The 14,503-nt window shown below is 34.0% G+C and carries 14 protein-coding genes; 9 read left to right on the top strand and 5 right to left on the bottom strand.

Annotated elements, in window-relative coordinates; all coding sequences use genetic code 11:
* The first annotated feature begins 169 nt into the window (after positions 1 to 169).
* Positions 170 to 2,302, top strand: coding sequence for a sigma 54-interacting transcriptional regulator (locus RAH41_RS11645; protein ID WP_331222645.1), 2,133 nt, complete (start codon positions 170 to 172; stop codon positions 2,300 to 2,302).
* A gap of 35 nt (positions 2,303 to 2,337) precedes the next feature.
* On the opposite strand, the gene RAH41_RS11640 is transcribed toward RAH41_RS11645, so the two are convergent.
* Entirely contained in the window at positions 2,338 to 2,472 is a 135-nt protein-coding gene (locus tag RAH41_RS11640) for a hypothetical protein (protein ID WP_331222644.1), read from the bottom strand.
* A gap of 263 nt (positions 2,473 to 2,735) precedes the next feature.
* Between RAH41_RS11640 and RAH41_RS11635 the strand changes: the two genes are divergently transcribed.
* The 6 genes from RAH41_RS11635 (at position 2,736) to RAH41_RS11610 (ending at position 11,100) form a co-directional block, all read left to right on the top strand.
* Positions 2,736 to 4,229, top strand: coding sequence for an aldehyde dehydrogenase family protein (locus RAH41_RS11635; protein WP_331222643.1), 1,494 nt, complete (start codon positions 2,736 to 2,738; stop codon positions 4,227 to 4,229).
* A 71-nt stretch (positions 4,230 to 4,300) separates the two neighbouring features.
* The gene (locus RAH41_RS11630) at positions 4,301 to 5,668 is read left to right on the top strand and encodes a putrescine aminotransferase (RefSeq protein WP_331222642.1); all 1,368 of its coding nucleotides are present in this window, start codon (positions 4,301 to 4,303) and stop codon (positions 5,666 to 5,668) included.
* 80 nt (positions 5,669 to 5,748) lie between these two features.
* Entirely contained in the window at positions 5,749 to 7,119 is a 1,371-nt protein-coding gene (gene gabT / locus RAH41_RS11625; protein ID WP_331222641.1) for a 4-aminobutyrate--2-oxoglutarate transaminase, read from the top strand.
* A gap of 32 nt (positions 7,120 to 7,151) precedes the next feature.
* A complete protein-coding gene (locus RAH41_RS11620; protein WP_331222701.1) occupies positions 7,152 to 8,573 on the top strand; it encodes an NAD-dependent succinate-semialdehyde dehydrogenase in 1,422 nt (473 codons plus the stop codon).
* 111 nt (positions 8,574 to 8,684) lie between these two features.
* Positions 8,685 to 9,869, top strand: coding sequence for a CaiB/BaiF CoA-transferase family protein (locus tag RAH41_RS11615; protein WP_331222640.1), 1,185 nt, complete (start codon positions 8,685 to 8,687; stop codon positions 9,867 to 9,869).
* A 13-nt stretch (positions 9,870 to 9,882) separates the two neighbouring features.
* Positions 9,883 to 11,100 carry an acyl-CoA dehydrogenase family protein gene (locus RAH41_RS11610; protein WP_331222639.1) on the top strand — a complete coding sequence of 406 codons (1,218 nt, stop codon included), beginning with the start codon at positions 9,883 to 9,885 and terminating at the stop codon, positions 11,098 to 11,100.
* A 155-nt stretch (positions 11,101 to 11,255) separates the two neighbouring features.
* On the opposite strand, the gene RAH41_RS11605 is transcribed toward RAH41_RS11610, so the two are convergent.
* The 3 genes from RAH41_RS11605 to RAH41_RS11595 are packed head-to-tail and all read right to left on the bottom strand — an operon-like array spanning position 11,256 to position 12,332.
* On the bottom strand, positions 11,256 to 11,651 hold the full coding sequence (locus RAH41_RS11605; protein WP_331222638.1) for a hypothetical protein: 396 nt from the start codon (positions 11,649 to 11,651) through the stop codon (positions 11,256 to 11,258).
* A gap of 20 nt (positions 11,652 to 11,671) precedes the next feature.
* On the bottom strand, positions 11,672 to 12,112 hold the full coding sequence (locus RAH41_RS11600; protein WP_331222637.1) for a DUF6773 family protein: 441 nt from the start codon (positions 12,110 to 12,112) through the stop codon (positions 11,672 to 11,674).
* A 22-nt stretch (positions 12,113 to 12,134) separates the two neighbouring features.
* Positions 12,135 to 12,332, bottom strand: a complete 198-nt coding sequence (locus RAH41_RS11595) for a helix-turn-helix transcriptional regulator (RefSeq protein ID WP_331222636.1) — start codon at positions 12,330 to 12,332, stop codon at positions 12,135 to 12,137.
* Between the two features lie 298 nt (positions 12,333 to 12,630).
* Here RAH41_RS11595 and RAH41_RS11590 point away from each other — a divergent pair, with 298 nt between their 5' ends.
* A complete protein-coding gene (locus RAH41_RS11590; RefSeq protein WP_331222700.1) occupies positions 12,631 to 13,065 on the top strand; it encodes a DUF488 domain-containing protein in 435 nt (144 codons plus the stop codon).
* A 43-nt stretch (positions 13,066 to 13,108) separates the two neighbouring features.
* Here RAH41_RS11590 and RAH41_RS11585 read toward each other — a convergent pair whose 3' ends face one another.
* Positions 13,109 to 13,456 carry a PH domain-containing protein gene (locus tag RAH41_RS11585; protein ID WP_331222635.1) on the bottom strand — a complete coding sequence of 116 codons (348 nt, stop codon included), beginning with the start codon at positions 13,454 to 13,456 and terminating at the stop codon, positions 13,109 to 13,111.
* A gap of 304 nt (positions 13,457 to 13,760) precedes the next feature.
* On the opposite strand from RAH41_RS11585, the gene RAH41_RS11580 reads away from it, so the two are divergent.
* Positions 13,761 to 14,306, top strand: coding sequence for a hypothetical protein (locus tag RAH41_RS11580; protein ID WP_331222634.1), 546 nt, complete (start codon positions 13,761 to 13,763; stop codon positions 14,304 to 14,306).
* Positions 14,307 to 14,503: the final 197 nt, after the last annotated feature.

Here is a 14,503-nt window from a genome sequence, read left to right as displayed (position 1 = left end):
TTTCTAACAAATAAAGGGGTGTCTCTGGTCGAATAGACTTAAGAGACTGCCCTTTCTTTTATTTGTGTTAAATAGATTAGTAAATTATAATTTTAGATTTTTATGATAAATTTAAAAATTCTGCTAAAATAGGAATGTATAATGGTTTAGACATAAGGGGGGAAAAGTAATGTTATCAATAAATGAGAAACAAATAAGACCAGTCATCACAATAGATATAGATGAATATAAAGAAAACGATGAAATCGATTTATCCAATATAAATGAACCCTTTTTATTCTTACGTAAGCAAAATCAGATTGTTAGTTATGTTCAATTAAATAATATTACTCAAAGTAGTAATAAAAAGAAAAATATAGCAATCTCAAAGATTACTAGTTCTTCTCAATCGATAAATAGTGTTAGTCGTTTAAGTGAGCAAATTTCAATAACTACTCTATTTCAAATTATTGGTGAACCGATCTCGATTGTAAAAGAAGAGGAAGAAATGCCAATTGGTTACATACTTCGTGAAGATATATTAGCGGAGCTTTTCAAACAAGAAAATAAAAGTGTGGATTTATTAAAGAGCATTTTAACATCGATACCGATGGGAACATTTGTTGTAGATAAAAATAAAGTAATTGTCAATTGCAATGATGCTGGGTTAAAAATGATTAAATCAACATCAGAAAAAGTAATTAATACAAAAGCGGAAACGATTTTTAGCGGTGAACAAGTCGATCATGTATTTGCTACAGGTAAAACAATTCTTAATCAGATTCAAATAAGTGACGAGATGGGTGTTCTTGTTGATTATAGCCCAATTTTCGTTGATAACGAGGTTGAAGGGGTTGTGATTGTTGTACAAGATCTTCCAATGGTTGAAGAAATGGCCTCTGAAATAGAATATGTAAAAGATTTAAATAAAGATTTGAATGCCATTTTATCGAGTATTTATGATGAAATTCTTGTAGTAAATCGCAAGGGTGAGCTAATCCGTTACAGTGAAAATATAATTCCTGGATTTTGGAACGTAGATTTAAAGGAACTACTTGGAAAGAGTATTTTAGAATTCGAAAATCAAGGACTTTTTACGCCATCTGTTACAAAACTCGTTTTAGAAAAAAAGAAGAAAGTCTCAATTGTTCAAGAAGCAATTAATGGACGTAAAGTACTTGCGGTAGGAAATCCAGTTTTTGATGAGAATATGGAAATTGAACGTATCATTGTTGCTTCTAGGGATATTACAGAAACTTCACGCCTTAAAACGGAATTAAAAGAGATGAAGAAGATTTCTGAGCAATATAAAAAGGAGCTTGAAGACATAAAGAGCAAGGATCGCTTTGTCAAAAAACTGATTTACTGTAGTCCAAAAATGGAGCAAATCATCAACCAAGCGAAAAAAATTGCTGATTTTTCTTCCACTGTTTTACTGCATGGGGAGTCTGGTGTAGGGAAAGAAGTAATAGCACAGGCTATTCATCAATTAGGAAATCGTTCTTCCAAACCGTTTTTAAAATTAAATTGTGGTGCAATACCTGAAAATCTTCTAGAAAGTGAGCTTTTTGGCTATATTAAAGGAGCGTTTACAGGAGCAGATCAAAATAAGGATGGCTATTTTAAGCAAGCAGATGAAGGTGTTTTATTTTTAGATGAAATTGGTGAAATGCCATTGCATTTACAAGTTAAGCTGCTTAGAGTCCTTCAAGAACAAGAAGTAATTCCAGTTGGAAGTACAAAGCCAATTAAAGTAAATGTACAAATTATTGCAGCTACAAATAAAAGATTAGAAAAAATGGTTGAAGAACGTACATTTAGGGAGGATTTGTATTATCGCTTAAATGTTATACCTTTAAATATTCCACCGTTAAGAGAAAGAACTGAAGATATCTCATTATTAGCTTTCCATTTCTTACAGCAATTAAATAAAAAATATAATAAGAGTTTTCATCTGACGCCAGATGCAATTAACGTATTAGAATTTTATTCTTGGCCTGGCAATGTTAGAGAACTTCAAAACATTATAGAAAGATTAGTCGTCTCTGCTGAAGATCAAATAATTAATGCAGAGGATGTTAATCAATTCTTACCAAATAGTTATGACTTTAATAAATCTAAACCAGTCATTAATAAGGTAATTCCTCTACAAGAAGCGATTGATTATGTTGAGGAGCAACTTATTGTGCTTGCGATGAAGCAATATAAAACAACAACGAAAGCTGCACAAGTTTTAGGTATTAGTCAGTCCTCTGTTAGTCGTAAGTATCAAAAGATAATGCAAGATAAGAGTTTACAAAGTGATTTTATATCATTTAATTGATAGAGTAAAAAAACGCACTAAGTGGGTGCGTTTTTTTATTTCTCTAAATCCCCTATATTTTCAACATTACTATCAATTACTTCAGTCATACTAACTTGATCCACTGAGATACTAAATGCCATGAATATGATGATGAGTCCCACCGCAATGCATGTTCCTGCAAGCAACACAATATCTTCCTCCTTTCATGGTGTTCTAGCCTATGCAATGAATTTTCTTAATATGTCTGATTATAAAAATAGTTTTAAAAACGTTTAATGATTGCAGGAATTCTACCGAGTTTCAAAGGTTATGCAAAGCGTAATAGTGTTATGCAAAATTGAATAATAATCTGCACAGGAATGAAGGAAACCCCTATAAATAGGTGCATTAAAGTTGGCACAGTTCTTGCAAACTAATAAATTGTTAAGTAATTAAGGAGGGTTTATATACAATGGTCGATGTTCAATTTAAAACAATTGATTTAAAGATGTTTATTAATGGCGAATGGAAAGATTCTAGCAATCATGAAAAACGCCCTGTTATTAACCCAGCAAATGGAGAAATCATTGCATATGCTCCAGAAGGAACGGTTGAAGATGCGAAAGAGGCAATTGATGTTGCTCGTAAAGCATTCAATGATGGAAGATGGTCTGATTTATCTGCTCAAGAAAGGGCAACTTACTTATTTAAAATTGCGGACAAAATAGAAGAGTACCAAGAAGAGTTAACAAAACTTGAAACGTTAGATAATGGGAAACCGAACCGTGAAGCTGGCTTCGATGTAGCTGATGCAGCAGCGTGCTTCCGTTATTATGCGGGGTTAATTACAAAGCCGGATGGGTTTACTTATCATGTAGCAGATCCAATGCAAGCGATGGTTGTTCGTGAACCAATTGGTGTATGTGGATTAATTGTTCCGTGGAACTATCCATTATTAATGAGTGTTTGGAAGCTTGCTCCAGCACTAGCGGCAGGTAATACGGTTGTTTACAAACCATCAGAAGTTACACCAGTTACTCCAAAGAAATTATTTGAGATTTTTGAAGAGGTTGGCCTTCCACACGGTGTAGCAAACATGGTGATGGGTGCAGGTCCAGTAGTTGGAAATGAAATCGCTTCAAACCCAGATGTAGATATGGTTTCATTCACAGGTGGAACAAAAACAGGTAAACATATCATGAAAACAGCGGCCGATACGATGAAAAAAGTATCGCTTGAGCTTGGCGGGAAATCTCCAAATATCATTTTTGCAGATGCAGATTTTGAAACAGCTGTAGATTATGCTCTATTTGGAATTTATGCAGGATCAGGCCAGGTCTGCTCATCTGGTTCTAGAATTTTAGTGGAAGAATCAATTTATGATCGCTTTGTTGAGCGTTTTGTTGAGCGTGCTGAGAAGATTAAAGTTGGTCCTGGAGATGCACCTGAGACAGAAATGGGTCCACTTGTAAGCAAAGAACATTTAGAAAAAGTTTTAAGTTATATACAAATTGGTAAAGAAGAAGGCGCAAGAGTTGCTTGTGGCGGAAATCGAATTGAAAAAAATGGTTTAGAAAAAGGTTACTTTGTTGAACCGACTGTTTTCGTAGATGTTGAACAAAATATGCGTATCGTTCAAGAAGAAATTTTTGGCCCTGTTGTATGTATTCAAAAGTTTAAAACTGAAGAAGAAGCAATAAAACTAGGAAATGGAACTGTTTATGGTTTAGCAGGTGCTGTATTTAGTAAAGATGGAGCAAAAGCTTTAAGAGTGATTAAAAAGTTACGTTCAGGCATTACTTGGATTAACTCATATCACCCAACTTATAATGAAGCACCTTGGGGTGGCTACAAACAAAGCGGTGTAGGACGCAGCTTAGGTACATTTGGGCTAGAAGAATTCCAAGAAATTAAACAAATAAACATTAACTTACAAGTTGAACCAATTGGATGGTTTGCAGAATAATTTTAGGCAGTTATAAGAAGAGACAGATCGGAAAGATAAAAATAGATAAAACGACTATAGGAGTGAACAAAATGAGTATCAATTTAAAAAACGAATTAAAAAGCGAAAAAAATGTAACCGAGTACATTAATAAGGTTTTAAGTTTAATAGAAAAAGAGACAGTTACAGAAGAAGACGCTGCATGGATCACAAAGGAAACAGTTGATGGTTTTAGAGAGCATGTAAACCCAGGTTTCCTAGCTTACCGCAAAACTGTTACAGAAGGTGGTCAATTTGCATCTGTTGAATGGTCAGATAGCGGGTCATGCTTTAAGGATGTAAATGGTAAAGAGTATATTGACTGTTTAGGCGGATTTGGAATTTATAATGTTGGTCACCGTCATCCAAAAGTTATCAAAGCAGTTACAGATCAGTTAAAAAGACAAGCACTTCATAGCCAAGATTTATTAGATCCATTACGTGCAATGCTTGCTAAAATTTTAGCAGAAATTACACCTGGTGATTTAAAATTCTCATTCTTTACAAATAGTGGTACTGAAAGTGTAGAAGCAGCATTAAAACTTGCAAAAATGTATAGTGAGCGCAGTACATTTATTTCAACTACACGTGCATTCCACGGAAAAAGCTTAGGTTCTTTATCTGGTACTGCAAAAGGTATGTTCCGTAAACCGTTTTTACCGTTAATTCCTGGATTCCGTCATGTTCCATTTGGAGACATTGATATGATGAGAAAAACATTTGAAACTTGCTCGTTAGTAGGTGAAGATGTTGCAGCAGTTATACTTGAGCCAATTCAAGGCGAAGGTGGAATTATTCTTCCTCCTCCTAACTACTTAAAAGAAGTTCGTGATCTATGTGATGAGTACGGAGCTCTATTAATTTTTGACGAAGTGCAAACAGGTATGGGACGTACTGGTAAAATGTTTGCTGCTGATTTATATGAAGTAGTTCCAGATATTATTTGTCTTGCTAAAGCTTTCGGCGGAGGAGTGATGCCGGCTGGAGCAGTAGTTGCAAAAGAAGAAGTATTTAAAAGCTGGTTCCCAAATCCATTTATGCATACAACAACATTTGGTGGAAATCCATTAGCATGTGCAGCTGCTATTGCTACAATCAGTGTGCTTCTTGAAGAAAAATTACCTGAAAGAGCAGAAGTAGTTGGGGCTTACTTCTTGGATCAATTAAAAGAAGCAGCAAAAGGACATGAAGACAAAGTGTTAGAAATTCGTGGTCAAGGTTTAATGATTGGGATCGAGTTCCATCAAGATGAAATTGGCTATGAAGTTTCGAAAGGAATGTTTGATAAAGGGATCCTTGTTGCTGGTACATTAATTAACTCAAAAACAATTCGTATCGAGCCTTCTTTAAAAATTAGCTATGAAGAAGTTGATACTGTAGTAAGTGCATTTAAAGAAATTTTATCTACTATTGAAGTTTAATATTTTCTGCATGTCATGACTGATAATCATGACATGCTTTCATTATATTCAAAAATCATTATAGATAGGATGGTGCAATTATGGCAGATCGAAAATTCGTTAAAATCCAAACTTCAATTCCAGGACCAAAATCACAAGAGTTGGTTGCTAGAAGAAATAAAGTAGTTCCAAAAGGGATCAGTAATAATAGTGCAGCATTTGTAAAAAAGGCAAAGGGTGCACTGGTTGAGGATATTGATGGTAATACGTTTATTGACTTTGCAGGTGCAATTGGAACCATAAATGTGGGCCATTCCCATCCAAGAGTAGTAAGAGCACTTCAAGCTCAGGCTGGAGATTATATTCATACAGGCTTTAATGTCATGATGTATGAATCTTATATTCAGCTTGCAGAAAGATTAGCAGAGCTTTCACCTGGCAGTTTTGAAAAACAAGTAGCATTTTTTAATAGTGGCGCAGAAGCTGTTGAAAATGCAGTGAAAATTGCAAGAAAATATACGAAGCGTCAAGGAATCATTTCTTTTACTAGAGGATTCCATGGTCGAACATTAATGACAATGACGATGACAAGTAAAGTTAAGCCATATAAATATGGATTTGGACCATTTGCTCCTGAAGTATATAAAGCTCCATATCCATATGTTTACCGTCGTCCAGATCAAATGGATGAAAAAGAATATAGTAAATTTATCATTGAACAATTTGAACAGTTCTTGATTGCAGAGGTTGCACCAGAAACAATTGCTGCAGTCGTAATGGAACCAATTCAAGGTGAAGGTGGCTTTATTGTCCCTGATCTTGATTTTGTAAAAAGGGTTAGAGAAATCTGTACGCAATATGGAATATTATTTGTAGCAGATGAGATCCAAACTGGTTTTGCTAGAACTGGTAAATATTTTGCAATTGAGCACTTTGGAGTTGAGCCAGATTTAATGACAATTTCAAAATCAATGGGTGCAGGAGTGCCGATTAGTGGTGTTATTGGTAGAAAAGAAATTATGGAAGCTTCTGATGCCGGAGAAATAGGTGGCACATACTCTGGAAGCCCACTTGGATGTCGTGCAGCGTTAGCAGTACTTGATATCATTGAGGAAGAAGGATTAAATGAGCGAGCTGTTGTAATTGGTGAAAAAGTTAACGAGAAAATGCACGAATGGGCTAAACAGTTTGAACAAATAGGTGATATTCGCGGAATTGGCGCAATGTGTGCGATGGAGATTGTAACAAATAAGAAAGATAAAACACCAGATAAAGTGACAGTTGGAAAGATTGTAAAAGAAGCTAACGATAGAGGGTTAATGTTGTTAAGCGCAGGTATTTTTGGAAATGTAATTCGATTGTTAATGCCATTAACGATTACAGATGAACAGCTAGAAGAAGGACTAGATATTTTAAGGGAGTCAATTGAAGCTGTATTAGTTCCAGAATTACAATTGGAGGTAAACTCATGAGCCAAATTAAAGAGAAATATGAAGTCTACCCGATGTATATAGATGGTACATGGGTTGGGAACGATCATGAATATTATACGAAGGTTACAAATCCTGCAACAGGTGCAGTTGTAGGGGCAATTCCAACGGGTGGAACATATGAAGCTAAATTAGCTGTTGATGCTGCTCATACAGCATTTAAAACTTGGTCAAAAAAGACAGCAGAAGAAAGATACCATTTATTAATGAATTGGTATCGTCTGATTGATGAAAAGAAAGAAGAAATTGCTAAATTAATGACAATTGAGCAAGGTAAACCATTCAAAGAAGCGTTAGGTGAGACTGCTTATGCAAATGGTTTTATTTCTTGGTATGCAGAAGAAGGCAAACGTATATATGGAGAAACAATTCCTGCAACACAACCTAATAAACGAATTCTAATTAGGAAAGAACCTGTAGGAGTTGTAGCAGCAATTACTCCTTGGAATTTCCCGGCAGCTATGATTACTAGAAAAGTTGCTCCTGCACTTGCAGCTGGTTGTACAACAGTTATTAAACCAGCAACCCAAACACCTCTAACAGCATTAAAGCTTGCGGAGCTTGCTCATGAAGCGGGAATTCCAAAAGGTGTAATTAATGTTGTTACTGGTAAGTCTTCTGAAATTGGCGAAGTTTGGTTAAAAGATCCAAGAGTAACAAAGATTACATTCACTGGCTCTACTGAAGTTGGCAAAACGCTGATGGTAGGAGCAGCAGAGAATGTCAAAAAGGTTTCGCTAGAACTTGGTGGAAATGCACCATTTATTGTCATGGATGATGCTGATTTATCAAAAGCAGCGGTTGGCTTAGTTCAGTCAAAATTCCGTAATGCAGGTCAAACTTGCATTTGTACAAATCGCATTTATGTACAGGAAAGTGTATCCGAAGAATTTATAGCGTTATTTACAAAAGAGCTAGAAAAATTAAAAGTGGGTAATGGTTTAGAAGAAGGAATTGATGTTGGTCCACTAATTGATCATGCAGCTTTAGAAAAGGTGAAAACGCTAGTTGAAGACGCTACTAATAATGGTGGAAAAGTCGTATATAGTGGGAATAAACCTTCAGAGGAAAATGGGTATTATTATGCACCAACTATTTTAACGGGTATTACAGATGAAATGGCATGTATGAAGGAAGAAATATTTGGTCCACTTGCACCAATTACTACGTTTAAAACCGAAGAAGAAGTAATTGAGAGAGCGAATAATTCAAATTACGGTCTAGCAGCATATGTGTATACGGAAAATTTAAGTCGTTCTTTCCGTATTACAGAAGCACTTGAGTACGGAATTATTGGACTAAACGATGGTACACCTTCTGCTGTACAAGTCCCATTTGGCGGTTATAAAGAGAGCGGTCTTGGAAGAGAAGGCGGTCACTTTGGAATTGAGGAATTTTTAGAAGTTAAATATATTTCAATTGGATTAGACATTTAATAAATTCACTGTTAATACAAAGCTCAGTTGTAAGCCAGTAAAACATTCAATTCAACTATTGTGATTGATCGTTTTACTGGTTTATTTACTAGATTAATAGAGGTGGAAAAATTGCCAGGTGCATTACATGGAGTAAAAATCATAGATTTAACAAGGGTACTCGCCGGGCCCTTTTGTACGATGATCCTTGGAGATTTAGGAGCAGAGATTATAAAAATAGAAAGTATAAATAATGGCGATGAAACAAGGGGGTGGGGGCCACCTTTTGTGGAAGGGGAAAGCGCTTATTATTTATGTGCAAACCGCAATAAAAAAGGCATAACACTAAACTTAAAAAGTGAACAAGGTAAAGAAATTTTAAAAAAGCTAGTTTCAGAGGCTGATGTAGTTGTTCAAAATTTCAAACCTGGCACAATGACAAAACTAGGTTTTGGGTATGAGGATTTAAAAAAAATAAAAGAAGACATCATATTAGCGTCCATTAGCGGATTTGGTAGTGAAGGGCCAAATTCAATTTTACCAGGTTATGATTATATTATCCAAGCGATGTCTGGTCTAATGAGCATTACCGGTGAGAAAGAGGCAGATCCAACAAAAGTAGGTGTAGCTATTTCGGATGTTTTAACTGGTCTATTTACATGTATTGGGATTCTTGCTTCACTTCAGAATCGAGATCGTACAGGAGAAGGTCAGGAAATCGATATTTCATTGTTTGACTCGCAACTAGCAGCTTTAGTAAATGTAGCTAGTAATTATTTATGTAGTGGAATTGTTCCTGAACGAATGGGGAATCAACACCCAAATATCGTTCCATATCAAGTCTTTACTGCAAGTGATGGTGAAATAGTCATAGCGGTAGGTAATGACGAACAATTTAAAAGGTTTACTTTACTAATTGATGAACCAAACTTATTAGATGAAAAATTTAAGACAAATACGGGCCGTTTAAATCACAGAAAACAAATAGAGCAATTAATTCAAAATAAGTTGAAGATGAAAAGTAAACATGAGTGGAAAGAATTATTAGATCAAATAGGGATCCCAAATGGCCCAATAAATAATGTGAGTGAAGCTTTACAGTCTGAACAAGCTAAATCAAGAGATATGGTGTTGGATGTAAACCATCCTTTTATAAAGGATCTAAAATTAGTCGGATCACCGTTAAAATTATCAAAAACACCTATTGAAGTAGTAAGACACCCACCCTTACATGGTGAGCATACAGAAGAAATAATAAGTAAACTAGGATATTCCCAAATTGAAATAGAAGAAATGAAACGAAATAAAACAATTTAAGGAGGAAATAAAAATGGATTTTTCATTATCAGAGGAACAAATTAGTGTAAGGAAAGTAGTCAGGTCATTTGTTGACAGAGAAATTATCCCTTTTATAAAAGAATGGGATGAAAAAGGACATTTTGAAGCTAATATTCTAAAGCGACTTGCAGATTTACAACTAATGGGTGTATGTATTCCAGAACAATACGGTGGGGTAGGAATGGATTATAACACATTAGCGATTGTATGTGAGGAATTAGAACGTGGGGATACTGCTTTCCGTACTGCTGTTTCAGTACATACTGGATTAAATAGTATGACATTACTTCAATGGGGAACTGAAGAACAAAAGAAAAAGTATCTTGTTCCTCAAGCGCAAGGTAAGAAAATTGGCGCCTTTGGATTAACAGAGCCAAATGCAGGATCAGATGTAGTAGCAATGGCAACAACAGCCGTAAAAGATGGAGATAGTTACATCTTAAACGGGTCAAAAACATGGATTTCCTTATGTGATGTAGCTGACCATTTCTTAATTTTTGCGAAAACAAATCATGACTTAAAGCATCATGGAATTTCTTGCTTTATCGTAGAACGGAAATTTGAAGGCGTTTCCACAAAAGCGATTAAAGGAAAAATGGGAATTAGAGCAGGTAATACTGGTGAAGTATTTTTAGAGGATGTAAGGGTCCCAGCTGAAAACTTACTAGGTTTCGAGGGTGAAGGATTTAAAATTGCAATGTCTGCGCTTGATAATGGACGATTTACAGTTGCAGCTGGTGCTTGTGGATTAATCCAGGCATCACTTGAAGCGAGCGTAAAATATTGTAATGAGCGAAAAACATTTGGTAAAGAAATCGGTAAACATCAATTAGTACAACAAATGATCGCTAAAATGTCATCAAACCTTGAAATCTCGCGTCTATTAGTTTATAAAGCTGGCTGGTTAAAAAATAACGGAAAGAGAAATACAAGAGAAACATCACTTGCAAAATGGATTTCTTGTAATGCAGCAAATGAGGCAGCAAACGATGCAGTGCAAATTCACGGTGCATACGGATTCTCAAACGAATTCCCAGTAGAGCGCTACTTAAGAAACTCAAAAGCACCTGTTATTTACGAAGGAACAAGAGAAATTCATACAATTATGCAAGCTGAATATGATCTTGGCTACAGAGAAGATAAAATCCTAAGAAAAATGCTTCCATCTTGGCCATTTGAAGAAGTTACAGCCGAGGCAGTGAAGTCTTAAGATACTAAAAAGGCATTCATAATTTTAATTCAAGGACTTATGAAACTTTTATTGTGACTTTCACTAAATAGTAAAGTAATAAAGGATAGAGAAGCAGCAGCTTTTTCTATCCTTTTATTTTATTAAAAACTGAATAGTATACGTGACGAAAGTAATTAGAAATTTAGTCCATATTGCTCCGATAAAAAGTGTTTTATTTTCTTAACTCGTTCCTTTTTAAATATAAACTTATAACTTTTTTTAGTATCAAGAGTTAATTTAATTCCCCCGTTTAGAGGTCCACTCGATTCTGTAACTGATTTTATTGCAGACTTATTTATATCCAAGGCTAAAGAAAGTGATTGGTTGAGATGAATTTTATAAACTATGATTCTCTGAGAGGTAAAGGCAAGAACTACTTGCATATTTTCTTTTGTTAACCAGGAGATTTCCGGTAAAAATATCAGTGTGGGGCTAGAAGGAACAGTTCTTCCTTCAACGATTATTTGTAATTCTTCGTGATCAATCAAATCTAATTTAATCTTATCAAAAAATTTGCTTTCGGTGATCATTTGATCCGTCTCCTATCCTATTACTCTCTATTTGCAAACTTCATCAAAAAAACATCAATAATCCACGAAATAAGAACTATAGTCATAAATGCTACTAAAGTCCATCCTAAATGATTTTTTATGATCACAAAATCATCCTTGGTAAATAAATCAGAAATTAGAAATAATAACCCGAATAATAAACTTGACCAAAATGCTTTAAATTTGAATATCACTTTATCTGACTTAGTGTTCATTTGAAATAATACGCTCTTCCATATACCTAAAATTAAATAAATGGTTCCAGCAAGTAAAAATATAATCAATTCTACTATGAAAGAATTACTCGAGGCTTTTAAAAATAAAGCCTTATAAAGAACATCAAATAGTATTCCGATTGAAAAAACTGCACCAGTAATCCCTAAAATTTTATAACGTTCTAGAATAATTCGTTCATCCATTACTTGTTTTTTAAACATCATTTTACATTTCCCTCCTAATAATTTAATCCTCTTCCCAAAAGAGTTCATCTAGCGTTTTACCCAAAGACTTGGCTAACTCTACACATAATTTAATTGTTGGGTTATATTTCCCTTTTTCAATTAGATTAATGGTTTGTCGTGTTACACCAATTAATGCTGCTAGATCTTGTTGAGTTAGTTCTTTTTCAACGCGAGCGAGTTTGACTTTAGATCCATTCACTGTTTTCCTCCTGTTAAAGTAAAATATATATTACTTTATGTAAATTATATGTTACATAAGTGAGGAATGTCAAATATATATTACTAAAAATTTCCAAAAATAAAAAACATCAATGTCTGTTAAGAAAAGATAGGATTATTACAAATTGACAATTAGTACTAATTAAAGTATTGTTTTTACTAAAAGTTTGAATTATCTTAAAATATTTCTGTTTTAAATTAGTATAACTCTTAAAAAAATTCACTTAAGTCGATCTGAAGAATAGATAGTAAACATTTAAAGAAAGGAGTTATTCAAAATAAACATAACAACAATCGGATTCTCAAAAAAATCATTAAGAACCTTCGCAACAATGCTCCAACAAAATAACGTAACACATCTAATTGATACTCGTTTACATAACACATCACAACTAGCAGGATTTGCAAAAAAAGATGACCTTCATTTTGTGATGGATTTATTAAACATTAAATACACACATGACACGGATTTAGCTCCAACAGAAGAATTACTGAAAGCAATTAAGAAAAAGGAACTCTCGTGGAATGATTTTGAAAAAGACTTTTTAACCTTAATACAAAATCGTAAAATAGAAACAAAAATAAACGACTTTACAAGCAACGGCGTTCCATGCTTTTTGTGTAGCGAAGAAAAACCACATCATTGTCACCGTAAATTAGTTGTAGAGTACTTAAGAGAATTTGATCATCGTTTTGAAATTATTCATTTATAAAATTGAAAAGACTGTCCGCTAAAGACAGTCTTACTTAAGTTATTTAATGATAAGTACTCACCTTATTTTGTATCTTCTGTAAAACATCTTCAACGTGATCCAGTTCTAAAATGATTTTATCGTATTTATGGTTGTTTAACGTTAATACTAAATTTCCCTTATTAGTGTTTGTAGCAACAAAATAATTCACTCCATCTTTTTTGAAATGGCCGTATTTAGTTGCCCCCAAGTGTGTACCGTACATCTTCCATAGAAATTCATGAATATCCTCAATAGAAACATCACTGATAGCACTATAGGGAATCTCAATTGTATGTTTTAACCCTAAAATTGTCTCAAGACTAGAAAGTGTAATAATTAAATTGTCTTCTTTAAATAAAATTGTTTTCATAAAAAATCCCTCCTTAATTCTTATACGATCAGGGATTGAATATCGTTCATTTATTTTAATTTTATTAATAAATAGGTAACCTTTTTACCGAAAACCACTTAAAAAAAACTAAACAAACGTTTAATTAAATTTTACTTACAATCAAACGATATAGCTTACTTACGATGTTTATGTAGGTTTAGTATCAGTAAAAATACGAAAAAAGTTGAATAATCGTTAAATTTTTTTCATAGCTAGTGAAAGCTAGGGAATGATATCATCTAGATAAAAGAATTATTTACTATTCTCAAAAGAGGTACGTGAAATGGATCAACAAGTACAGACTTATTTTGAAAACCTTGAATCAAATGACAAGAATTTGCAATTCGAAGCTTTTGACTATATTATTTCCGTTACAAAAGAAAAAGTAGATTGGTCGTATGAAGTATGGGATCGATTAAAATCGGATCTAACGCATAAAGGAAATCACAGAAGGTCAAGAGCGGCACAATTTCTCTCAAATTTAGCGATCAGTGATCCAGAGAAAAGAATGCTAAATGATTTTCATGCTATTTGGCAAGTTACATATGATCCAAAATTTGTTACCGCAAGACATACTCTACAATCAATATGGAGGGTAGGACTAGCTGGTCCAGAACAAAGAGCAATCGTCCTTGATCATCTAGAAAATCGTTATTTAAACTGTAAAGAAGAAAAGAACTATACATTGATTCGATACGATATTATTCAATGTATGAGAAATCTGTATGATGCGGTTAAGAATGAAGAGATTAAACATAAGGCTTTAGAGTTGATAGAAAAAGAAGAGGATCCAAAATATCGAAAAAAATATATGACAGTGTGGAAGTAAAGCACATTTAAAGTGAACTCAAAAAAGTTAGAGAAATAGTTTTATGCTGCGAAAGAGGATTGGACTTGGTACTGACAGGGGACAATCCTTTTTGTTTTATCGTAATAGTAAAAAGAGTTTAAGCAATGACAAATGATGGCATGCGAGTTCAAGAGTAGAATTTCGGATGGGAATATTGTTAGCGAATATAATGCTAT

Source organism: Gottfriedia acidiceleris, from assembly GCF_036421055.1.
Classification (GTDB): Bacteria; Bacillota; Bacilli; order Bacillales; family Bacillaceae_G; genus Gottfriedia; species Gottfriedia acidiceleris_C.
The sequence above is the reverse complement of the archived record's forward strand: the minus strand, read 5'-3'. Positions and strand labels throughout refer to the sequence as shown.

What these genes read in the sequence shown, in the direction of transcription:
- RAH41_RS11605 (WP_331222638.1), bottom strand. Translation starts at nt 11,651, where the DNA reads ATGATCACCGAAAGCAAATTTTTTGATAAGATTAAATTAGATTTGATT.
- RAH41_RS11630 (WP_331222642.1), top strand. Translation starts at nt 4,301, where the DNA reads ATGAGTATCAATTTAAAAAACGAATTAAAAAGCGAAAAAAATGTAACC.
- RAH41_RS11620 (WP_331222701.1), top strand. Translation starts at nt 7,152, where the DNA reads ATGTATATAGATGGTACATGGGTTGGGAACGATCATGAATATTATACG.
- RAH41_RS11610 (WP_331222639.1), top strand. Translation starts at nt 9,883, where the DNA reads ATGGATTTTTCATTATCAGAGGAACAAATTAGTGTAAGGAAAGTAGTC.
- gabT (WP_331222641.1), top strand. Translation starts at nt 5,749, where the DNA reads ATGGCAGATCGAAAATTCGTTAAAATCCAAACTTCAATTCCAGGACCA.
- RAH41_RS11645 (WP_331222645.1), top strand. Translation starts at nt 170, where the DNA reads ATGTTATCAATAAATGAGAAACAAATAAGACCAGTCATCACAATAGAT.
- RAH41_RS11585 (WP_331222635.1), bottom strand. Translation starts at nt 13,456, where the DNA reads ATGAAAACAATTTTATTTAAAGAAGACAATTTAATTATTACACTTTCT.
- RAH41_RS11635 (WP_331222643.1), top strand. Translation starts at nt 2,736, where the DNA reads ATGGTCGATGTTCAATTTAAAACAATTGATTTAAAGATGTTTATTAAT.
- RAH41_RS11600 (WP_331222637.1), bottom strand. Translation starts at nt 12,112, where the DNA reads ATGATGTTTAAAAAACAAGTAATGGATGAACGAATTATTCTAGAACGT.
- RAH41_RS11580 (WP_331222634.1), top strand. Translation starts at nt 13,761, where the DNA reads ATGGATCAACAAGTACAGACTTATTTTGAAAACCTTGAATCAAATGAC.